This window comes from Paenibacillus algicola (assembly GCF_005577435.1).
In the GTDB taxonomy this organism is placed as follows: Bacteria; Bacillota; Bacilli; order Paenibacillales; family Paenibacillaceae; genus Paenibacillus_AQ; species Paenibacillus_AQ algicola.
The window spans coordinates 3,183,354-3,205,760 of sequence record NZ_CP040396.1; the positions used below are offsets into that span (position 1 = coordinate 3,183,354).

The window sequence follows — 22,407 nt, forward strand, 5'->3', positions numbered from 1 at the left end:
TACGAAACATTCCTCCCCTCGCTGCTGCCCCAAATTTCTTTGAATTTATTCTAGCAAGGGAGAAATTTGGGGGCAAAGGCGACCGCTACCGCTGGTCCGGAATCGTTTCGTCCTCTCCGCTGCTTCGTGCATATCCATCCCCCAAAAAAACAGGTAACACAAATAAACCGCTCTTTAATAGAATGGAAGTGTCTAGCAACCATCTAAAAAGGAGCGGTTTCATTTGTACATTCACTACACCATGGATTAACTTTATCTGCCCATGGTGCTGGGATAGCCTCTTAAGGTTAAGCGTCCATTATTTCATATATTGCATATATTCATCGTATGGCGTAAAGGAAATTTGTTCTGCAGCCAGCCTGCCTTCCGACCAGCCATAGACCACTGCCAACTCCCCAATGAACTCACTCGGGGAAATACTTCCCGCAAGGCGCAGCACCAGCCTGCCGTCCTCTACAGCATGGTATACCACCGACCCGAATCCAACATGAGTAAAGTTCGTACGGCTTCCTTCCTCATCCGGAAGGGCAAGCCGGGTTTCCTCGCCATCCACCTGCACAGACAACAGCAGGACTCCCTCCTGATGCTGAATACTGGAAACCACCCGCTCTTTCAGGATGTCGTGGAAGGACTCCACGGACACCTCTGAAAAATCCGCCCGGATGACGTGAACGTCCTGGGCATACACACCCGTACCCGAGCCCTGATTCAGCAGCACAACGATCTCGGAGCTTCCATCTCCGTTCACATCCATATCCAGCAGCTGCGGTGATGATTTCCAGGAGACGGGCGTTGCCCAAGGATACGTATGCTGGTTCCCGTTCATGTCCAGGGTCAGCGCTTGATAGCGGCCTTCCTGCTCCCACTCTCCGTATATTGCAATGCTCTTGTCTGCTTCCCCGTAAGCAAGAGGACGCTTGCCGCGGCTGTCAATGACAAGCGCTTTAGGATCCTCGCTGACACTCGCCTTTCCGCCGGAAATCTGTTCAAACAAAGATAGTGGAACCATCATTCGATTGTGTTCAATATATACCGGAGACTTTAAGGTGAAGTAGCTGCCATCCGGAAGGGAAACTCTTGCGCTGCCGCTCTTCACTGCATAGCGCTGACCGTCTGCTGTCATGCTCAATTCCTTGGCATTGTGGTTCCACTTCAGAGAGATCCCCCGCCAGTCCTTCATTAAATAAACAGGAACATAAAGCTCCCCCTGCTGAACTGCAGGTGCAACCTCTACGCTTACCATCTGGTGATCTATATAATAATCCATCGTGTGGGGCTGCTCTCTATGAGCCGCTCCATTCACGCTTCCTCCCGAATGAATAACGGTCGAGAGCAGGATTGAGGCCATCAAGGAGCCGATCAGTTTATTCATTGTCACACATATCCTTCCTGTAACCCGATTCATATGTCTATCATACCGGACTTCGCAGGAAAAAGGGTAAAAATGTGGACATTATTTCAAATCAAATTGATACGTTTTGATCTCAAACGGCTTCATCGTGAAGTCCACGCTACCCTCTGTTATGGCTGCCTCAGCCAGCTTCTGCTCCATAAGATTCACTTCTGCCGCCGAGACGGCTGGGAGGTGGAGCTTCAGCTTGCCGACCGCCCGGCTGCCCGAGGTCTCGTACAGTCTCACTATGACAGCTTCGCTGTCCTCTGCCTGCTTTACAGCCTCAATCATCACCTGACTGTGATTGACCTCAAAGACAGAGAAGGAAGCCGGCGCACCCTCCGGGACTTGCTGTATTTGTGCTGCAGCAGACACGGCACGGAGCGGAACATTCAGCTCATAGCCCGCCTTATATACGGCAGCAGCGGCAGCATCCCCTTCATGCGGGAACAACGCATATGTGAATTCATGCTCCCCGCGGTCCGCAGTTTCATCCGGATAGCCTGGACTCCGCAGCAGGTTGATATCCAGTCCGTATTCATCGGCGCGGTAGCCGTATTTGCTGTCATTGAGTATAGAAACACCGTAGCCACTTTCCGACAGATCGATCCAGTGATGCGCACAAATTTCATCCCGGGCAAAATCCCAGGAGGTGTTGCGATGCAGCGGACGCTTCAAGTAGCCGAACTGAATCTCACTGGTCACCTCTCCGGCGCGTACATCGAGCGGGAAAGCAGCGCGCAGCATTTTTTGATTCTCCTGCCAATGCACCTTGGTGTCAAAATCCAGACGCTCGCTTCCGGCCGTCAGAGAAATCGTCTGAATCAGCTGGGAGCTCCCGAATACGTAAGTCTGCTCTAGATAAGCTTTAGCCCCGTCTACACCAGCTTGAACCGAGGTGACACGCAGCTGGCTGCTCGGACGGCTGCGATAGTCGCCCCGGAAATCCCATGCATCTCCGCCCCGGTCGTCATAGAGCGTCAGCACGTTAGCCGGCTCTCCGGCCCGAAGCAGCTCGCGTCCATGGCGCTTGTCAAGGATGGAGACGATCGTGCCGTCAGCAGAGAACTCTGCCTTCAGCAGTTCATTCTCCAGTGCCTGAGTGGATGCGGACAGTGCCGTTTGAGGCGCATCCTCTGAAGGGGCAACCACACTGTATCCCATCGGCGGCACTTGAACGTGCTGCCACTTCCCGCCAATGCTCAGCCATTCCTTCCGCTCCCATGGCAAGGAGTTAAATAACACCACTTTTCCCATAGCACCGCCGGAAGCATGTGCAGCAATGGCTTCGTAGCGCTCTGCAATCAGCGACTCGGTCTGATCCAGCAGCACTTCGTATCTGGCGACAGACTCATCGTACACTCTCTTGATCGAGGAGCCGGGAAGAATGTCATGGAACTGGTATAGCAAGGTTTCTTTCCAGATCTGCTCCAGCTCCTGCTGCGGATAAGGAATTCCGCATAGCTGCTTCGCAAGCACGGCGGCGAACTCCAGCTCCCGTAGCGCCTTCTCCATCAAGCGGTTATACCGCTTGTTCTTCCCCTGCGTCGTCAGCGTTCCCTGATGCTTTTCCAGGTACAGCTCCCCGCGCCAGGTCTTGTAACGATCTCTTTGCTCATTCAATCGCTCCAGAAAGACTGCAGACGGCTCCTGCACAACCGGAGGCAGCCCCAGCAGATTCCGCTCCCGCTCCAGGCGCTCCAGATGCTCTTCACCCGGTCCGCCGCCGCCGTCTCCAATGCCAAACAGCATGAGCGCCCGGTCCGATACATTTTTGTCGTGATACTCTTTATCGATCTTGATCAAGGAACGCGGCGCGGCCGGAGAGTTGTAAGTATCCTCCGGAGGAAGATGCGTCAGCACCTTGCTGCCGTCAATGCCCTCCCAGAAAAAGGTATGATGCGGATAGTCATTATATTGGTTCCAGGACAGCTTCTGCGTAACCATATACTGAATGCCCGATTTCTTAAGCAGCTGCGGCAAGCTGGCCGTATATCCGAAAATATCCGGCACCCACAGCGATTTAACCGTCTGTCCGAACTCTTCCTGGTAGAAACGCTGTCCGTACAATATCTGACGAATCAAGGCTTCTCCGCCTGAAACATTAGAGTCGGGCTCAACCCACATCGCACCCTGAAGCTCCCAGCGGCCTTCCTGAATTCGTTCTTTAATCTCTTCATACAGCTTCGGATAATGCTCTTTAATCCATTGATAGAGCTGCGGCTGGCTCGCTCCAAATACATAATCGGGATAGCGCTCCATCATTCTCAGCACGGTAGCAAACGTTCTTGCCCCCTTGCGGATCGTCTCCCGGATGGGCCATAGCCAAGCCAAATCCATATGCGCATGGCCCACCGCGCTGACCGTAAGCGTCGGGTCTCCGCCTTTCTTCGCCAGCTGCGGAGCCAGCAGGGCCCGGGCACGGGCTACCTCTTCATCGGTGAAATGCTCGGAGAAGATCAGTGAAGCCTCGTAGAGCGCCTGCAAAATCTGAGCCCGGCGCGAGGAGTCCTCCGGCAGCAGCCTGCCCAGCTCCAGCAGCACCTCGACGTCATAATACAGCCCGCGCACCTGCTCCCGGCATGTTGCAATAACTGCTTCCTTCAGCGTCCCGCTATGATACCGCCCGAACAAATCATTACAGCCTGCGTCGCCCCATACATCAATAGCCTCACCGCCTTGAGCCTGCTCTGCGATCAGCACTACGCGTTTGCCGGGCTTGCCCAGCGCAGTTTCAAACTCAGAGTTCACATTGGTCAGGCCCTGTCTCGGCGTTCCTTCCTCATCCACCAGGCACAGCTCACCGTTAACGTCAATCAGCAGAACGACCTTTTGACCGGCAGACTCGGCGGGAACAGTCCCCTCAAAATGAAACCATGCACAATCCCACAGCTCTCCCCACTTGGAGCCCGGCTTTAAATCCTGAACCGGCTTACCGCTCATACGGTCCTCAAAAGCAACCGGCTCCTTCGTCACCCAAGCATTAACGGTCAACGGCGCTCTTTCAACATAAATGTGCTGCTCAATCATATCCTTCATTTCCCGGAGTCGATCCAGATTAAACGGTTCGTATGGCATGTTAAGATCTCCTTTTTTATATCAATAAAATCAGATTATATATCAGTTTAATATCACAGGTATAAATATATCAGATATTACGTGATATTGAAATAAAAGATCATCATAAAAATAAAAAAGCCAACGCCCGGCAACATTTCACCGTTCGCTGGCTAGAAGATATAAATGCCTAATCCTTAAGAAATACTGCACTATGTGCTCTAATGAGGTCGACTTACAGAGTCTCTGAGCACCAGATTCGTCTGCAGCCGGATGGACTGAGCTTTGGCTTCCGGCTCCTGCCGCCTATGGAGCAGCAGCTTCAGCGCTTCGGCACCAAAGTCATCCAGCGGCTGGGCCACGGTCGTCATCGGCACCGGCGCATACTCCAGCATGCTGTGGTCGGAGAAGCCGGTGACCGACAGGTCCTCCGGAACCCGATAACCGAGCCGGAGCGCCGCATTCATCGCAGACATGGCCAGGTAATCATCACAGCATACCAGTGCGGTGAGGCCGCTCGCCCTTTTTAGAAAATCGCCAATGAGCTTCACCCGCTCCAGATCCCCCTCATAAAGGATGCCAGGCTCCTCCCGGATCAAGATCCGCTCCTGCTGAATGTCGACCTTGCCGGCCAGGAGTGCATCCAGATAGCCCTGATACCGCTCTTCCCGACTCCGCACCTGATGCAGTTGACCCGCGATAAATCCGATTTCCCGGTGACCGAGAGAGAGCAGATGCGCTGTCATATCATAAGAGCCCTGGTAATGGTCATGGCTCACACTATCAAAATCAACTTCATTAAATTGACGATCCATGATGACGACGGGATATCTTTGCAGCTTCAGCCGAAGCAGATGGTCACCGCAGATTTTCCGGTCCACCGGAAAGAGCAGAATGCCCATGATGTCCTTCCGGGCGGCAAATGCCTTTACGGCTGCCATCTCCTCTTCCTCCGTACCTGCGATACGAAGCACGATAGCAATCCCTTGCCGGTGAGCTGCGCGGTCAATAGACACCACGAGCCTGCCAATATAATCATCCATGCCTGGAACGATCAGCGCGATCTGCCTTCCTGCCGCGAGCTCCTCCTGATTATAAGCCCCCTCTGTGCTCCCTGCTGCCTGCTCCAGCTGAGACCGGTCTACATCCGCGAGGAAGGTCCCCCGCCTTGGCATACGGTAGACCAGCCCCTCGTCCTGCAGCGCCTGCAAAGCCAGCTTACCGGTCATACGGCTGACCCCGAATTTTGCCGCAAGCTCACCCTCGGACGGAATGAGATCATGTGGCTTTAAGCCCTGCTCCAGAATGATGCCAATGACCTGCTCCTTCACCTGCTCAAATAACTTTCCTGTTTTTTTGTTCATGGTTATCCTGCCTTTTTTCGTATATCACGTATATCACTGATATTTACTATACCACACGAAAAAGAGACCTGTCCCCTGATTTTCTTCACCTGCCGGATCGTCAAGCCAGTCCAATGCCGATCTATCCCTGCTTTCTGGATTTTAGCAACGGCCTCGCCTCAGTAAGCAGCTGATTCAAGCGTCCGGTCAGGTCATGAAACTGGTTCTTCTCGTGCTCAGACTCAGCGGAAAGACTCATCAATTCCAGATCAGCCTCGCATTGCTTCAGCGCTGCATACAGCGTCCGGGATCGGCTTGGCGCCGGCAAGGGCCGAGCGTCATTGTATAGATCCAGATGCAAACACCCATTACTTCCGATCTGCCCCAGATATACGTCCTTATATTTCAATTGGGCAGGCTCCAGCTGAGACTGAAGCCACTGCTCGCTGCGGCCCGCTGCCTGCAGCGGCTCCGTCATCAGCTTCCCGTCCATAATCACAATCTGGGGCTCCTTCAGCTGACTTGTGCGTAAATGGAGGTCGCCGGGTGTCAGAGGCTGCTTGTCCGGAGCGAGCATCACATTCACTTCACCGCTGGATTCCATAATCGCGAATTCAACGTCTGCCAGGTCGAACACACTTTTATTCCGGAGCTGCTCCATCAGCTCATCCGAGCTCATTTTTTCTTTCTTGAGTGCAGCCTCCTGAATTTTTCCGTTTCGAACGAGCACACGCGCTTTAAAATCAATAAAATCCCGGATTCGCTTGCTCTTGATCTGAAGCATTTCGATGCCTAAAGAGAGAATAACCCATACCACCAGGGCCACAATACCCAGATACCAGTTTCCTTCAAGGTCGAGCGAAATGTAGGCCGCCAAGCTGCCAATCGTAATGCCTGTAATATATTCAAAAAAAGACAGCTGCGATGCCTGCCGCTTGCCCAGCAGCTTGGTAAGCAGAAATAAAATCACCAGCGAGCTTAATGTGCGTACAGATACTTCCAGCCACATCGGCATGCCAAAGAAGCTCCTTTCCATGTCAGTCATAACCTGTAGTATAAGGAAAACAGTCTGCATCTATTCTGCCCGGCGAAAAAGCTTCACCAAAAAATAATATTTATAACTTTTTCTTATGGAGAAAGCGTTTTTTTATTGAGTTATTGGCCTCAGACAGGTAAAGTTAAAAGAAAAAATACATATTGGAGAGGAGCTTGCATTCATGACATTTAATGAACGCCGCTTCGATGTCATCACGTTCGGTGAGTCGATGGGGATGCTTTATCCAGAAGGACCTCGGGGAATCGGCCAAGGCGGCACTATGAGCCAGTCCTTCGGAGGAGCCGAAAGCAATCTTGCAATTGGCCTCGCAAGACTGGGCTGTCAGGTAGGCTGGTTCAGCCAGCTGGGCCGCGATCCTTTAGGTAAAGGTATTGTGAAAACGCTTCGCGGAGAAGGCGTTGACGTCTCCAGGGTCCACTATACGACAGATGCACCGACCGGCCTAATGCTGCGGGAGCAAGTCCGGGGCAAGTCTTCGGTTTATTATTACCGCGCCGGCTCTGCCGCAAGCAGAATGACACCGGAGCTTGTGGACCCCGCTTATATTGCCGACAGCCGTATCGTCCATATTACCGGCATTACGCCCGCACTGAGCCAGAGCTGCCTGGACACAGTCCGCCGCGTCATCGCACTCTGCAAGGAGCACGGCACGAAGATCAGCTTCGATCCGAACCTGCGCCTCAAGCTGTGGAGCATTCAGCAGGCAAGACCCGTGCTGCTGGAGCTGGCGAATCACTGCGACTACTTCCTGCCCGGCTACGATGAGTGCAAGCTTTTGTATCAGACGGATAGCGAGCAGGAAATCTTCGAACAGCTGCGCAAGCTGAACGCCGTAACGGTCGTGAAGAGCTATAACGACAGTAATGTGATCGTCGAGCCAGACCGCCTTAATACAGTTCCTTTCCGCAAGGTTAAGCACGTGGTAGATACCGTAGGCGCCGGAGACGGCTTCTGTGCCGGCTTCCTCGCAGGCATCTCGAAAGGACAATCCCCTGAAGAAGCACTTCAGCTGGCTGCCCTGACAGGCTCTATGGTTGTAGAAGCTGTGGGTGACTGGGAAGCGCTTCCGACCTGGGAAGAAGTGGAGCAGGAACAGGGCATTACCGCTCACATCGAGCGATAGAACGCATGGAACCCATTTCATTGCATCCGCTTACTTAAATTGAAGAATGACCTAAATTGAAGAATGGAGTGTATCTCTTAATGAAAAAGCTAAAATTGATTCAGCAAATTCACGAAGCCGGCGTGGTCGCCGTTCTTCGTGCCGATTCACCGGAAGAAGTCGTTTCTATGGCCAAGCATGCCATTGAAGGCGGCATCAAGGTGATCGAGATTACATTGACGGTGCCTTTCGCTCTGGAAGCCATAACCGAGCTGGCGAAGACCTATTCCTCTGCTGACCCTGCGGCAGACAATTACGCAATCATCGGTGCCGGCACCGTCCTGGATCCTGAAACCGCGCGTGCAGCCATTCTGGCTGGCTCGGAGTTCGTCGTGGCTCCAGGCGTTCACCGCGAGACGATTCTGCTGTGCAACCGCTACCGGGTGCCGGTGATGCCGGGTGCCGTAACTGTATCGGATATTACTGTGGCTCTGGAGCTTGGCGTTGACGTATTGAAGCTGTTCCCGGGCAACCTCTACTCTCCTTCGGTCATCCCATCCCTGCGGGGTCCACTGCCACAGGCCAACATCATGCCAACCGGCGGCGTCAACCTGGACAATCTGGGAGAATGGTTCAAGGCCGGGGCGTTTGCGGTAGGCATCGGCTCCGATTTAACGAAGGATGCCGTCAAAACGGGTGACTTCTCCTTGATCTCGGACAAAGCGAGAGCCTATATTGAAGCTTTCCAAAAAACCAAGCAAGCGTAAGCTGCACGGCGTTCCGGCTTCATATACGTATAGCTTTCTGTTTTAGAAGAAGCGGCGATTTCCGGCTCATCGGGCCGGATCGCTGCTTCTTTATTTATAGACCTGCTTACGAAGCGTACACAGACCCGTAGCCAGTGCACCCGCCACAATCGTAACCAGCGACTGGACAAAGGTACCGCCGCTTAACAGCACCCCGCCGGCACCTATTATAGCCAGATCCATAATCAGAATAATGATCCCGACATTCAGCGGCACATATCGCGTCAGAAAGTGTGCCAGCAGGTCTGTCCCGCCCGTGCTTGTCTCAAATCGAAGCATCAGGCCGAGTCCGGCACCGATGAAGGCTCCCCCCGCCGCCGCATTGAAAGCAATGCTGCCGCCAATATAGGAGGGTGCCCAAGCCTGCAGCGGAGCCAGCAGATCAATCATGAGCGAAGAGATGAGCATCCCTGTCAGGCTGTTATAGAAAATATCCCGATTCAAAAGCCAGGCCGCGAGAAACATCGGCACACTGCACACAATAATGACAAAGCCGATTGGCAAGCCGCTCAAATAGTTAACGATCAGCGCAATGCCGATCACGCCGCCATCCAGCACATGGCTGGGCACGAGAAAAGCATTGGTTCCCATGGCGATGAACAGGCTGCCCAATACCATTATGCAATATTTGACCCAAGACATTTGCATCTTGCACAGCCTTTCATTTCAGGAATACCTATGTATATGCTTGTCTTTTGGCAAATATTGATCGTGGACTGATTTTTATATAGCCCTGCTAGATGCCATTCTCCGTTTGTGCTCCACCGGTTTTAAACTTATACTAATAGAAGAAAACGTTCACAGTACAGAAGAGGTGACCTGTTATGGATCAGATGAAAGAAGCCTATGAGAAGCTTGGGCTTCCGGAAACCGCTAGCCGGGAGGAAGTCGAAGAGCGCTATACCCTTCTCATGCGCCAGGCCCGTTCCGAGCAGCGCAGAAGCCCGGAGAAAGCCGAGGCGGTAGAAGCCAGGTTCTCGGAAGCGACCCGGGCCTACCGATATATTACCGAGGAAGACGATCGTAAATCACTGGAAGAAATCAGCCGCCAGAAATACGGCAAGTTCAGAGGTCTCGCCGGACCGGCTGAGAAAACCGAGCACTTTTTCCGTTACTACCGCTATCATGTGCTGGGCGCCTTAGCTTTGCTCGGGCTTGCCATTTACATTGTAATCAGCATTGTGAACTACCGCGCGGAGCAGGAGCGTCTCGCCCAGCTGCCTCCGGTCGATCTTTCCATCATGCTGCTCGGCACGTATATGATGCCGGACGGCGGCACAGAGACCGAGCCGCTGGAGCAGGCCATACTGGAGCAGTTCCCGGAATGGAAGCGGGTGGAGGTCAATATGACCTACGTTCCGCCACTGAATTCCTCTAACCCCTCCGACGCCGCGCTGCTGCAGAAAGCGCTGCTCATGATTAGCTCCGAGCGCCCGGACCTGTACATCGTAGACCAGAATTCCTATGAGTGGGTTGGCAACCAGGGAATCTTCCAGCCGCTGGATGAGAAGATCAATCAGGACTGGAAGGACATCGCTGATCCCGGACTGCACATTAAAGGCCAGCTGGATGAAGATCCTGCGGAAAGGGTGTATGCGGTCAACATTACAGACAGCTCGCTGGTAGAGGGGCTGCCCGTAGCCAAGAATGAAATGTATGCCGGCATCAGCCCTGTCGCAGAGAATGAACAAAAGGCCTTCGCCTTTATCCAGGCCTACCTGGAAGCTGTGCCAAGTCAATAAACGACTGCTCGCCCTCCCGGGGGCTGTCCCAATAGTAGTAGATTCTTGTTTACTCTTTTAGGATAGCCTCTGTTTTTATCTAGGCATGACAGCGTGATCTTGCTATAATGCTATAATATAAAGAATGAATTTGAGAGTGCTAAGAGTGCTAAAAAGAGGAGATTATTAATGTCTGGACAAATTAAAATATTCGCCGACAGCACCTGTGATCTGCCGCCGGAATGGATTAGTGAGCATCAGATTGGAATTGTACCTTTATATGTAGTTTTCGGAGAGGATTCCTTGCGCGATGGTATTGACATCACTCCGATTGAGCTGTATGCCAAGGTGGATCAGACCGGTGCACTCCCGAAGACCGCAGCCCCGTCTCCTTCAGATTTTATGGCTGCGTTCACTCCTTATATTGAGCAAGGAGATCAGATTCTGTATATCAGCCTTTCCTCGGAGCTGTCCTCCACCTACCAGAATGCATTGGTAGCGGCTGAAGAGCTTCCAGCCGGTCAGGTCACCGTCATTGACTCCCGCAACCTTTCCTGCGGCATCGGGCTGCTGGTGATGAAAGCTGTACAGGCTGTGAAGAATGGTTCCGACATGCCGCAGATTGTGGACATGCTGACAAGCACCATCAACCAGGTCGAAAGTGAGTTTGTGATCGATACTCTGGAGTACTTGTATAAGGGCGGACGCTGCTCCGGCATGCAGAACCTCATTGGAAGCCTGCTCAAGATCAGGCCGGTGATCAAGGTCGATGACGGCGTCATGACACCAGCCTATAAGGTGAGAGGCAAGAAGGAGAAGGCGCTGGAGCAGATGCTCACGAATGCCTTGGCTAAAGCCGGGGACATGGATAATGATTTGATCATTGTCGTACATACAATGGCAGAGTCTGAGGCTAAATACCTCCAGCAGGCTCTCCAAGAGAAGACAGGCGCGCGCCAGGTAGCCTTATCCACCGCAGGCTGTGTCATCAGCAGCCACTGTGGACCGCAGACCGTCGGATTGATGTATACTAAGAAAATCTAGAGCCTGATATAATAAGAGCAGCCTGTGAAGATGATCTTCACAGGCTGCTCTCTTCTTTATGCTTCTACAGTTTCAACCGGCAGCAGAAACTCAAAGGTGCTGCCCTCCCCTTCCTTACTGTCCACAAAGATAGATCCGCCCATCAATTCCACCAACTGCTTGCAGATGGCCAGGCCCAGACCGGTGCCTCCATATTTACGGTTCATGACCGGATGCAGCTGGGAGAAGGATTTAAAGAGCTCATCCAGCTTGCCTTCCGGCACGCCCACCCCGGTATCTGACACCATAAACTTCAGGACCGCCATTCCATCTGTTCGGCGGGAAACCGTCTCGACGTGAATACTGATTCTTCCTTGTTCTGTAAACTTCACCGCATTCCCGACCAGATTGACGAGGATTTGCTTCACCCGCTGAGCATCTGCATGAATGATCTGAGGAACATTCTCTTTCATTGCCATATCCAGCGCCAATCCCTTGTCGCTTGCCTGACTTTGAAACAGACTGACGACGTCGTGAACGAGTGGACTCAATTCGAATACGGATGGGGCCAGCTGCATTTTGCCAGCCTCAATCTTGCTGAAGTCCAAAATATCATTCAAAATGCTCAGCAGCGATTCCGAGCTGCTCTTCAGCACCTCTGCATACTGCTGCTGCTCCTCTGTCAAGCCGCTGTCCATTAACAGATCTGCCATGCCGATCATTCCGTTCATCGGGGTGCGGATTTCATGGCTCATCACCGCCATAAACTCCGATTTGGCCCGTGCCGTCTGTTCCGCCGATTCCTTCGCCTTCAGAATTTCCCGCTCTGTGGTAATGTCGTTGAACACGACTACCGCACCCTTCAACTCACCCTGATCATAAATCGGATTGGTATGATAGCTGACGAGGAAGCTCGAGCCGTCCTTGCGCCAGAATACATCCTCATGAATGAGGCGCGGCAGCCCGTCTCTCAATGTCTGATGAATTGGACAATCCTCAATGTCATGATGAAGTCCGTCGGCGCGGGTATGATGGATCACATCGTGCTGAGCTGATCCCATGAACTCCTCCGGCGTAAAACCGAGCATCCGGGAACCGGCAGGATTGACAAAGATCGCTTGACCCTCCTTGTCGAGACCGTAAATTCCTTCCATCACCGAATTCAAAATAAGACTGTGACGGCTGCTCAGCTCTTCCAGCTGCCTTAAATAGTGAATCCGCTCTGTAATATCCATCGCAATTCCGTAGACCCCGACAATATTGCCGTTGATAATAATCGGAACATTTGTGACATGGATTCGGCGCTCTTCTCCATCTTTACGAATAATGGTGCATTCATAGTATTGGGGATGTCCATCTCTCGCCAGATTAAAATGTTTGAGCGTGTGCGGCAGGTCGCTTTCCTTAATCTGCTTGTGAAAGCTCATAGATACCAGCTCCGCATGAGTATAGCCTGTTAAAGCCTCCAGCTGCTTGTTCGCGGACTGATAATTTCCATCCAAATCAAAAGAATATACGCTGGAGGGATTAAACTCTACTAAGGATTTATATCGCTGCTCACTTTCCTCCAGCTTTAACCGGGCCTCCCGCTGCTCTGTAATATCTCTGGTCACAGCCACAATCTGCTTCACTTGACCGGTCTGATCATAGATAAAGCGTCCTGTGCTCTCCATCCATACATAATGTCCCTCTTTATGCTTCAGGCGATAAGAAACCGTATACATGCCATCCCGGTCCAAAATCTTTTTCAAATATTGTACGACCAGAATCCGGTCATCCGGATGCTGGTAATCATACGCACTCGTCCCGATCAGCTCCTCCGGCTCATATCCAAGCAGCTTAAGCGAAGCGGGTGAAGCATATGTATATCTCGCCTCCGCGCTCGGTTCATGCAGGGATATAAAATCCATGGAGTGCTCCGCAATAATCTTAAATTTGTTCTCGCTTTCCCACAGTCGGAGCTGCGCTCGCTTCTCCTCGGTCACATCCCGGGCAATGCCGTAAACGCCGATCGTTTCCTGCTGAACGATAATCGGTACATAAGTGACATGCACCTCGCGGATGCTGCCGTCTCTATGTGTAAACACGGTCTCATAATCTTGTGGAGACCCCTTCAATGCTTCCCTCATCTTGCTGGATCGGTGATCCTGGGCCGTCTCGGCGAGAAAGTCCTTCGGAGATGATTGAAGAAACTCTTCTCTTGAATATCCCGTGAGCTTCTCCGTGGACGGATTCGCATCCAGATAAGCGCCCTTCGTATCCATAATATAGATCGCATCGGGATGATTCATATATAGTGAACGGTAAGCACTGCCCTCAGAAATCAATTGCTCCAGTACTTGATTATTTTGAATCAAAGCAGCCTCATCCTCTCAGAAGTAGTACCACAGAGAATATACCACATTTCTTGACAGATGATATCTAAATACGGCATAAATGCGTAATAAAACCTCAAATTTGTGTGACATGCTGATTTAACCCTGATTTAAAGACACCAGAGTCCTTAAGCATGAAGAAATCCTGGCATAAATAAAGGCGACACCAGGAGCATTCTTCCCGATATCGCCATATTTATATCTATATATTATGCAGAATCAATTCATTCACAGGTTAGCTCAGCCCGGCTTCCTTCACGCCCAGCAGCTCTTCCAGAAGCTTCATAAACTGGACTGCGCGAATCGGCTTGGTTACATACTCCACAAAGCCGGCTTCAAGCCCTCGTTCAATGTCTCTTGCCTCCGCAAACGAGCTTAAGGCAATGACCGGAATGTCCCGGGTCTTCTCATGCTCCTTCAGGCGCTCCAGCGCTTCAAACCCGTCCATTCCCGGCAGCTGGATATCCATGATAATCAAATCGATCCTCTCTGACTGAGCGATCTCGATGCCCTGCTCCGCCGTTACTGCTTCTCGAAGTATGACCCCGTGCAGCCTCTTGATAACATGGCGCATCACTTGCATGTTCAGCCGGTTATCCTCCACACACAGCACGCTTCGTGTCAAATCTTCACCCTCCTCCTAAACACAAAAAAACCAAAAAGAAACCACAGTCTGGCCCTTTTTTGGCTTGTGTCCGGCTCATGGTACGGTACATGTCCGATTCATTACCACCAAATATTTTTCTATGTTATCTAAATAGGTTAGTTAAAAACGTAAGCCGCAATACCTTTATCCTTGTCAAAATCCCAATCCACATAAACATCCGATAGTTCTTTCCCGAGTATTTCGCTCACCTGAATATCCTGACCGAACATTCTCTTCTCCAGCTTGCGCTTGGTCGTTCTCAGGACGTTCCCGTACCCGAGCTCCAGCAGCTCCTTCTCCAGCAGAATCAGAATGCCTTCACGGACGATAATCAATGTCTTGGGATTAACCCACCAGGAACGGATTCGTTCCGGCAGCTTCTGCACCCTTGCTGTCAGGATTGCGACTTGCTCGTGAACCTCGGCTTGCTCGTCATAGGTGTACTCGGTTAGAGATGAGCTTTCAAACAAACCCACAATAATTCCGGTTGCATTTTGAAGGCCCCAGTCATAATACATCTCTTTTACATCAATACCTGTTTCATTCTTCAGATATTGCGTTAATTCAGGTAGAAGAGATTTCATTAAGAGCTCTCGCGTGTAGCGAAATGCCTGTTCTTCCTCCTTACTGAGCAGGAACTTCTCCACGGGACCGATAAAATTGCGGATGTGCAGCGATATGCAGCCATCTCCGATGGAAACATGCACAGATTCAGGACCTTTACCAAAGCGGTCTCTGAGCAGCTTCCCCGTGTAGCTGGCAATCTGGTTTATTAGGGACTGGGTAACCAAAATTTCACTCCTACCAAACAGAATACATATAAACAGCTTCTCTTATCTATTGTAACGCTTTTAAACTATAATACAACCAAATGATTTGGTATAATGCCAAATATTTTGGATTCCTTCAAAATGAAATCTTCCAGATCTGGATAACCCTTGCTTTGAGATACGAATTCTCACATGCTACGGGCTTTTTTTAGGTTGTGGATGTGAATTTCAATCTTTGGCCAAAACCTCATCACAAAAAGGCTGCTCCCTGCAGAATGATCCGCAGACAGCAGCCTTCTTAACGATGCTAGAACGAAACGGCAGCATAGAGCGGGCTGTTCAATGACTCCAGCGTGTGCACGCTTCGGATGTAGCGAACGGTCCGGGTACGAGAGTACATCATCACAGAATGCGTTTCCGCGCGTCCGCCCGGCAGAAACTTGACACCAGGCAAGAAGTCTCCGGAGGTCACGCCGGTTGCCGTAAACAGTACCCCGCTTCCGCCAACCATATCCTCCATGCCAAGCAGCTGTCTCGGATCTTGAAGCCCCATACTCCGGCAGCGGATGTGATCTTCCGTTGTTTCAGGAATTAACTTCCCTTGAATCTCTCCTCCCAGACAGCTTAACGCTGCCGCTGCGAGTACCCCTTCCGGAGCTCCGCCAGATCCCACATATAGATCTACTCCGCTGTCTGTGCAGGTTTCGATAGCTCCCATGACATCTCCATGACTCAAAAGCTTGATTCTCACACCCGATTGACGCAGCGCAGCAATCATCTCCTGATGGCGTTCCCGGTCCAGGATGGACACGGTAATGTCTGCAAGAGATCTGTTCAAGATCTGGGATGCCTTGGCCAGTGTCACCTCGATCGGGTCCTCCAGGCTGAGCTTACCCGCCAGCGCAGGTCCTACCGCCAGCTTATGCATGTAGATATCCGGTGCATGAAGCAGGCTGCCTTTCGGCGCGGCGGCAATCACCGATATCGCATTATTGAGGCCGTTGGCCACCGTCTCGGTGCCTTCCAAAGGATCGACCGCAATGTCCATCTGCGGCCCTTTCCCGCTCCCGATGCGTTCTCCGATGAACAGCATCGGGGCTTCATCCATTTCTCCTTCACCAATAACCACGGTTCCATCCATCGCCACTTTGTCAAAGTGGGTTCTCATGGCTGCCGTAGCAGCGCCATCCGCGCTGTTCTTGTCCCCTCTGCCTGTCCAGCGGGCTGAAGCCAGCGCCGCCTCCTCTGCCACTCTTACCAGATCCAATGCCAATGGACTTTCCATCGTAAATCCCTCCCGGAGAATTGTTTATATGCTCGGCATGCTGCCTTCTTGCGATAATGATTGAATAATGAGTCCTGCGGTTTCCTCAATAGCTTTATCAGTAACATCAATGACCGGACAATTCAGCTGTTGAAACAAATTATGCGCATATTGAAGCTCTTCCTCAATACGCTCCAGCGCCGTATACTGTACCTCATTGGGCAGCCCCATGACCTTGAGCCGTTCGGTGCGGATCTTGAGCAGATGCCGCGCATCCATCGTCAGTCCGAAGATCTTGCCCGGGCTAACCTCCTTCAGCTGTGAAGGGGTGGACAATTCTGGTACAACGGGATAGTTCACGGTCTTGTAGCCTTTATGAGCCAAGAACATGGACAAGGGGGTCTTGGAAATGCGGGAAACGCCAAGCAAGATAACATCTGCTTTCAAAATAGCCCCAACATCCTTGCCGTCATCATATTGAACCGCAAATTCCATCGCTTCCACCCGGCGGAAATAGCCTTCATCCAGCCGGTGCAGCAATCCTGGCATCCGTTTCGGGTAATCATTGAAGGTATCGGCAATGGCCTGAACCATCGGTCCCATAATATCGACAGCTCTGACATTCAGCCGTACCGCTTCCTCCCGAATGACCTCGCGCAGCTCCGGCTGCACGAGCGTATAAGCTACAACGCCATTTCTGGCGGAAACTTCATTCATCAGCTGAACAATTTCATCTTCTTCACGTACATTCATATAACGCTTGATCTCGGCACCCTTCAGTTCAAACTGCCTTAGCGCCGCCTGAACGACGGCTTCTGCCGTCTCTCCGATGGAGTCCGAGCATATTGCAATAAAATGAGCCGGTGACTGATACATCCCATTCCTCCCACTACTCTTCTGAAACCATGTCGAGCAACATTTTTATGATATTCGTCTTGGTGATCCGGCCCACTACTTTCCAGGCATCCGGATTGTCACTTTCGGATTTGACAACCACGGGAAGGCTGTCAATCTGCTGGGCAATAATCTTGCGGGCCGCATCCAGTACGGTGTCCTCCGGCTCAACCGTGGTCACATTTGCCCTGCGCGTCATAATGAGACTGACCGGCATGGACGAGGCGGATGGATTGCCCAGAGTAACCTTGAGCAGATCCTTCCGGGAGACGATCCCGGCGAGATGGCCCTCCGCGTCCGTCACGATCAGGTTGCCTACATTTTCAAGGAACAGGGACACAACCGCTTCCTGTATCGTTGTCGTCTCCCGAATAATAATGGGAACACTGTGCAGGTCTCCGACCTTCATCTTCAGCAGGCTCAGCTTCTGCTCCCGCTCTGCTGCTCCCCGGTTGCCGAGAAAATATCCGACCTTCGGCTTCGCATCAATATAATCCAGAATAACCAGCTTGGATAAATCCGTTCGCAGCGTCGCGCGGCTGACATTGAGCATTTCTGCAATCTGCTCTCCTGTAATGGGAGCATGCTTCTTCACAACATTCACAATTTCCATTTGCCTCGCTGTCAGTTCGATGTCCTATCCCTCCTGCACCCGACCCTCTGGCTCCATGAGCCGGACCGGACCTCAACATTCAACACGTGAAATGCAGCTGCGCCTTACAGTCACCAATATGCATTTCATATTTCATAATTAACGATATATTACGTCATATATAAGTAATGTGCAATATATTGAAAGCTGAAAATTATTAATCATCCTGATACATCTTTTTTATCAGAGACTTGATTACGCCTCGGTTTGAGGACTGCAGGACGGGGATTGGCACAGTCCGTGGATGATTTTCACTCCATTTGTCGGTAAGGTATCCACCATTTCTCCGCATTTGGAGCAGATCACTAACCCTAAATCCTGATTGCGCTGCCCTTGCAGCGACCCTGTACCCTCGTTAAGCATTGTTTTCATGATTGCTCCTCCTCAAATTTGAATTAATCATCCTGTTTGTTGATTTGATTATATAATACGTCATATATATTTATTATGCAACATATTTTAACCTATTTTTTTCCGGCATAATCATCGGGACCGCAAAAAAACCGCACAGCTCTATCAGCCATACGGTCATTCCATTCTATTGAGCTGTATTGGGAAGCTTGAAGCCTTTACGTTGAACTATGTTTCCTGCACTCATCCCGTCCACAATAGCTGTGAAAGATTTTTACCCCATCTGTCGGCAGCGTATCGATCATTTCTCCACATCGGGTACAAATGACCAGCCCCCAATCCTTACTGCACTCATTTTGTCGCTGTGGTGCGCCCATGCCTGCGAGCGTTTTCATAAGTTTCCTCCCTGCTCCCGATGGACAGCCGGCAAGGCTCATGCTCCGGGACTGTTCTTGGTTTGCTTACCTTATTGTATTTTGGTGTAAAAGATGTTATGCGTGATTTATTATGCAACGGAAGCCGTGATCCTGAAGTATAATGGAGCATGACATCTAAAATACATATATTGGAGGAATCACCTTGAGCCAGCTTGGTCAAATGATTAAACAGGGCAACACCTCATCAGGCATTGCTGCACTAGGCAACACCTGCCTGGCTATTATCAAAGCGATTGCCGCCGGGATTAGCGGCAGCGGAACGATGTTCGCGTCTGCCATGCATTCCATCGCCGACGCGGTGAATCAGGGCTTCGTCTTTGTCGGAAGCGTGCTCGCTGAGAAAAAACCGACGAAGAAATTTCCCGCCGGCTTTGGCCGGGTCATCAATCTCGTATGTATGGTCGCCGTCATTGTCGTTACGGTAATGGCTTATGAGACCATTCTGAAAGGCTTCAAGCTGCTGCAATACCCGGAGGAATCAAGCAATTTTCTGCTGAATCTGATCGTACTGCTTATTGCAGTCGTCATCGACGGCTCTATTTTACTCAAGGCCATGAAGGAGATTGTGAAGGAGACCAAAGCCGATATTAGTGCTGACGGTCTTGTCAGGTCTGCTTTTCAGAATGTGGGACGTGCAGCACCGCCGACCCGTCTTGTTTTTTACGAGGATATTGTTGCTACATTGGGCGCCTTATTCGCTCTTGTTGCGATCGTATTTGCGGAATTCTTCAGCTTCAGCCTGCTGGATGGCATCGCCACTATTCTGATCGGCTTCCTGATGATCGGCGTTGCGTTCAAGGTAGGCTACGATAATATGGTCGGATTGATCGGAGTATCAGCTCCCCGGGACGTAGAAGAGAAAATTTCAAACCTTATTCTTGGAAATCCCGATGTCACTGACATTCGCCGGCTGCGCATCATTCAGGAAGGCCGCACCTATCATGTGGAGGCTTATATTGAGCTCAGATCCGGCATGACCCTGAGTGAAGCCACACAAACCAAGACCCGCATTGCTGCAAAATTAACGGCAGATCACGACGTATCAGACGTTGTGCTGGGCATTCTGGAGGATGATGGCGTCCGATTGTGGAATCCCAAATATGATCTGGAGTAACATATCAGGCTGTCTCCCTTGCCCAAGCGGGCAGGAGGAGACAGCCTGTTTTGATGGTATACCAAGGTTAAGAGATGCTGTGCCGGTCGAGAAAATCTGCGATTCTGGCGTATGCTATTTTTTCGTTATCTTTTTTTGCAATGCCGTGACCTTCGTCTTCAAAGACGAGGTATTCTACATCTCTTCCCTTCTCACGCAGCGCTTCCACGATCTGATCCGACTCCTCCTTCACGACCCGGGGATCATTGGCCCCTTGGATAATGAGCAGAGGATTTGTCATCTGATCCAAATAAGTGATCGGGGAATCCTTGATAAATCGTTCCCGGTCACGTTCAGGATTTCCGATCCAGCGTTCCATCATCGGCTTCCAGTGCTCCGGCACAGAATTATAGAAGGTCAATAGATTGCTTACGCCCACGATATCCACGGCAGCCCGGAAATATTCCGGATTGCGCCCGGCAAGCAGCAGTGTCATGTATCCGCCATAGCTGCCTCCCATAACAAAGAGCTTCTCGCGATCAGAGATCCCCTGTTCAAACAGCCACTCCATTCCAGCAAGGCAATCCTTTCGAGGACCTTCGCCCCAATCCTGCTCAACCAGCTTGACGAAAGAGCTGCCATACCCGGTGCTGCCACGGAAATTAGGGCAAAAAATATGATATCCTCTCGCTAAAAGATATTGAAACATGGCACGAAACTGCTTCCGCTCTGCAGCCTGCGGTCCCCCGTGCGGCCAGAAAATGGTCCTGCCATTCTTGTTCTCTTCCTTCGCCCGGTAGAGCAAGGCTTCGATTTGCATGCCATCAAAAGAAGAATAGGTGACGGTTTCCGGAGAGGAGAGCTCATGATCCGTCAGACCGGTAATAACATTTTTGGTCAGCATAGTCCAGGCTTCATCTTGATAGCGATAAATATTATGAGGCTTTGCTGCACCTCTGGCCAGCACGTACAGTGCACCGGAACGCGCCGCGACGATCTGGTCCACGATATCTCCAGGAAGTGCTATAGCAGCAAGCCTGCCGGTACGGAGCTGATAGCTGTAGAGCCGATCCTCAACACCCTTGTCGGTAAGAATGTACAGCATACCGGAGCCCTTGTCATACTTTATTCGGCTGACAGCCTCCCGCTCCAGCTGAACCAGAGGACGGAACTGCTCCTCCTGTATGTTATATTCCGCAACATAAGCATATTCTGCATCATAATCTGTCACAAACACCAAGCGTTCTTGGTCAAGGTAAATCGCATCCCCGGACATATGTACCTGCTCTGGGTCCGGAGTCAGGCAGGTGCTCTGCCCATCCTTTAGCAAGTAACTGACATAATAAGTGTTCGCATAGGATTGGGTATATACCAGGCTGCTTTCATCCGGGCTTACAGCCGATAGCTCTGTCGTGACATCCTTTCCTTCCAGGAGCAGCTCATCATGACCCGTGTCCAGGTGAAATCTGCGAGTGTTCAGGCAGGATGGATTGTCTTTCGACGTGTTGTAGTACAGCCTTGTCCCGTCCTCTGAGAGATGAACGAAATAATGCTTATCCTCCGGTGACACATCATCAAACAAAGGCAGGGGCTCACCACCATTCCAAGGCAGGGCATACAGCTGGTAATTTTCATCGCCGTCTCGGTCAAATGAAGTCAGAATATGCATTTCCAGCGGATCGGCTTTAATAAATTGGCATTGCTGACCATTGTATGTAAGCGGATACGGATAGGAGCCTTCTCCATCCAGATCCATCGCCCAAAGATTGAATGCCCCGTTCAGATTACTGCTGAACAGCAATCGCTTCTCATCCCTGCTTAAACCGAAATGGCGAATAATATAAGTCTGGAAGAACTGCTCCACGTCAGGCTTGGGAAACTGCAGCATCCATAAACCCCCTTAATAGTTCAACTTTTTTTGTACAAGTTTTTCATTATTATAAGTCGCTGAGATCCCTTTTACAATCAAAAAAACTCCGGCAGTCATGCACCGGAGCCTTCTTGATCAATGTCTCTCTGTCTATTAACCGATGGATTAATAGAAACAAGAATATGAGCTGATCCTGCGTAAATCAATCCCGAAATAATACCAGAAGCGGCCTGACCAGCGGAAGCCGGCAGCTGAATTACGGCCTACAAACGTAGGGTAATACCAGAAGCTTTCGCCGTTATTCAACCAGATATAAGTATTCCGGTAAAGACAGCCGCGGATCCCGCCCGGATCGACCGCCATCAGCGAAGGTGAAGACTGCTGGGGTACAGCGGCTGGCGGCGGCGCGGTTGGCGGCTGGCCGGTTGCTCCGGGGCCGGGTCCAAATCCGGGAGGACCGAAGGGCCCTCCAGGCCCAGGTCCAAATCCGGGTCCTTGCGGTCCAGGCGGAAACCCTGGCAGGCTAAAGGGTAAGAACATTCCCATTTCAAAC

General features: G+C 51.2%; 20 protein-coding genes. 5 read left to right on the forward strand and 15 right to left on the reverse strand.

Features of this window, described 5'->3' with window-relative positions; genetic code table 11:
• Window positions 1-298 precede the first annotated feature (298 nt).
• From E6C60_RS14850 to E6C60_RS14865, 4 genes are all read right to left on the reverse strand, one after another.
• Complete coding sequence (locus tag E6C60_RS14850) at window positions 299-1,372, reverse strand: stalk domain-containing protein (protein ID WP_233281251.1); 1,074 nt, start codon at window positions 1,370-1,372, stop codon at window positions 299-301.
• An 81-nt stretch (window positions 1,373-1,453) separates the two neighbouring features.
• Window positions 1,454-4,471 (reverse strand): alpha-mannosidase, encoded by a 3,018-nt coding sequence (locus E6C60_RS14855; protein WP_138226555.1) that lies wholly within the window; start codon window positions 4,469-4,471, stop codon window positions 1,454-1,456.
• 200 nt (window positions 4,472-4,671) lie between these two features.
• A complete protein-coding gene (locus E6C60_RS14860) occupies window positions 4,672-5,814 on the reverse strand; it encodes a substrate-binding domain-containing protein (RefSeq protein ID WP_138226556.1) in 1,143 nt (380 codons plus the stop codon).
• 121 nt (window positions 5,815-5,935) lie between these two features.
• Window positions 5,936-6,808 (reverse strand): DUF421 domain-containing protein, encoded by an 873-nt coding sequence (locus tag E6C60_RS14865; RefSeq protein WP_138226557.1) that lies wholly within the window; start codon window positions 6,806-6,808, stop codon window positions 5,936-5,938.
• A gap of 202 nt (window positions 6,809-7,010) precedes the next feature.
• Between E6C60_RS14865 and E6C60_RS14870 the strand changes: the two genes are divergently transcribed.
• Window positions 7,011-7,973, forward strand: coding sequence for a sugar kinase (locus E6C60_RS14870; protein WP_138226558.1), 963 nt, complete (start codon window positions 7,011-7,013; stop codon window positions 7,971-7,973).
• Window positions 7,974-8,053: 80 nt separating this feature from the next.
• On the forward strand, window positions 8,054-8,719 hold the full coding sequence (locus E6C60_RS14875) for a bifunctional 2-keto-4-hydroxyglutarate aldolase/2-keto-3-deoxy-6-phosphogluconate aldolase (RefSeq protein WP_138226559.1): 666 nt from the start codon (window positions 8,054-8,056) through the stop codon (window positions 8,717-8,719).
• Between the two features lie 90 nt (window positions 8,720-8,809).
• Here E6C60_RS14875 and E6C60_RS14880 read toward each other — a convergent pair whose 3' ends face one another.
• Window positions 8,810-9,376 (reverse strand): YitT family protein, encoded by a 567-nt coding sequence (locus E6C60_RS14880; RefSeq protein WP_233281024.1) that lies wholly within the window; start codon window positions 9,374-9,376, stop codon window positions 8,810-8,812.
• Between the two features lie 206 nt (window positions 9,377-9,582).
• Here E6C60_RS14880 and E6C60_RS14885 point away from each other — a divergent pair, with 206 nt between their 5' ends.
• Together E6C60_RS14885 and E6C60_RS14890 are read left to right on the forward strand one after the other, a co-directional pair.
• Window positions 9,583-10,500, forward strand: coding sequence for a J domain-containing protein (locus E6C60_RS14885; RefSeq protein ID WP_138226561.1), 918 nt, complete (start codon window positions 9,583-9,585; stop codon window positions 10,498-10,500).
• A 168-nt stretch (window positions 10,501-10,668) separates the two neighbouring features.
• The gene (locus tag E6C60_RS14890) at window positions 10,669-11,523 is read left to right on the forward strand and encodes a DegV family protein (protein WP_138226562.1); all 855 of its coding nucleotides are present in this window, start codon (window positions 10,669-10,671) and stop codon (window positions 11,521-11,523) included.
• 56 nt (window positions 11,524-11,579) lie between these two features.
• Here E6C60_RS14890 and E6C60_RS14895 read toward each other — a convergent pair whose 3' ends face one another.
• The 8 genes from E6C60_RS14895 to E6C60_RS14930 all read right to left on the reverse strand — a co-directional run bounded on the left by E6C60_RS14895 (window position 11,580) and on the right by E6C60_RS14930 (window position 18,849).
• Window positions 11,580-13,859 carry a PAS domain S-box protein gene (locus E6C60_RS14895; protein WP_138226563.1) on the reverse strand — a complete coding sequence of 760 codons (2,280 nt, stop codon included), beginning with the start codon at window positions 13,857-13,859 and terminating at the stop codon, window positions 11,580-11,582.
• A 253-nt stretch (window positions 13,860-14,112) separates the two neighbouring features.
• Window positions 14,113-14,502 (reverse strand): response regulator, encoded by a 390-nt coding sequence (locus E6C60_RS14900; protein ID WP_138226564.1) that lies wholly within the window; start codon window positions 14,500-14,502, stop codon window positions 14,113-14,115.
• A 137-nt stretch (window positions 14,503-14,639) separates the two neighbouring features.
• Window positions 14,640-15,314 (reverse strand): Na-translocating system protein MpsC family protein, encoded by a 675-nt coding sequence (locus tag E6C60_RS14905; protein ID WP_138226565.1) that lies wholly within the window; start codon window positions 15,312-15,314, stop codon window positions 14,640-14,642.
• A 286-nt stretch (window positions 15,315-15,600) separates the two neighbouring features.
• Complete coding sequence (gene glpX, locus E6C60_RS14910; protein WP_138226566.1) at window positions 15,601-16,578, reverse strand: class II fructose-bisphosphatase; 978 nt, start codon at window positions 16,576-16,578, stop codon at window positions 15,601-15,603.
• Window positions 16,579-16,602: 24 nt separating this feature from the next.
• The gene (locus E6C60_RS14915; protein ID WP_138226567.1) at window positions 16,603-17,433 is read right to left on the reverse strand and encodes a pyruvate, water dikinase regulatory protein; all 831 of its coding nucleotides are present in this window, start codon (window positions 17,431-17,433) and stop codon (window positions 16,603-16,605) included.
• Between the two features lie 13 nt (window positions 17,434-17,446).
• Entirely contained in the window at window positions 17,447-18,064 is a 618-nt protein-coding gene (locus E6C60_RS14920; protein WP_138226568.1) for a helix-turn-helix transcriptional regulator, read from the reverse strand.
• 234 nt (window positions 18,065-18,298) lie between these two features.
• Window positions 18,299-18,475 carry a GapA-binding peptide SR1P gene (locus E6C60_RS14925; RefSeq protein ID WP_138226569.1) on the reverse strand — a complete coding sequence of 59 codons (177 nt, stop codon included), beginning with the start codon at window positions 18,473-18,475 and terminating at the stop codon, window positions 18,299-18,301.
• Window positions 18,476-18,672: 197 nt separating this feature from the next.
• Entirely contained in the window at window positions 18,673-18,849 is a 177-nt protein-coding gene (locus tag E6C60_RS14930; RefSeq protein ID WP_233281025.1) for a GapA-binding peptide SR1P, read from the reverse strand.
• A gap of 202 nt (window positions 18,850-19,051) precedes the next feature.
• Between E6C60_RS14930 and E6C60_RS14935 the strand changes: the two genes are divergently transcribed.
• The gene (locus tag E6C60_RS14935) at window positions 19,052-20,005 is read left to right on the forward strand and encodes a cation diffusion facilitator family transporter (RefSeq protein ID WP_175415430.1); all 954 of its coding nucleotides are present in this window, start codon (window positions 19,052-19,054) and stop codon (window positions 20,003-20,005) included.
• 67 nt (window positions 20,006-20,072) lie between these two features.
• Here the strand turns inward: E6C60_RS14935 and E6C60_RS14940 are convergent, their stop codons facing one another.
• Both E6C60_RS14940 and E6C60_RS14945 read right to left on the reverse strand, forming a co-directional pair.
• Window positions 20,073-21,872 carry a S9 family peptidase gene (locus tag E6C60_RS14940; protein ID WP_138226571.1) on the reverse strand — a complete coding sequence of 600 codons (1,800 nt, stop codon included), beginning with the start codon at window positions 21,870-21,872 and terminating at the stop codon, window positions 20,073-20,075.
• 147 nt (window positions 21,873-22,019) lie between these two features.
• Window positions 22,020-22,400: a collagen-like protein gene (locus E6C60_RS14945; RefSeq protein ID WP_138226572.1), complete on the reverse strand. Its 381-nt coding sequence runs from the start codon at window positions 22,398-22,400 to the stop codon at window positions 22,020-22,022.
• Window positions 22,401-22,407: the final 7 nt, after the last annotated feature.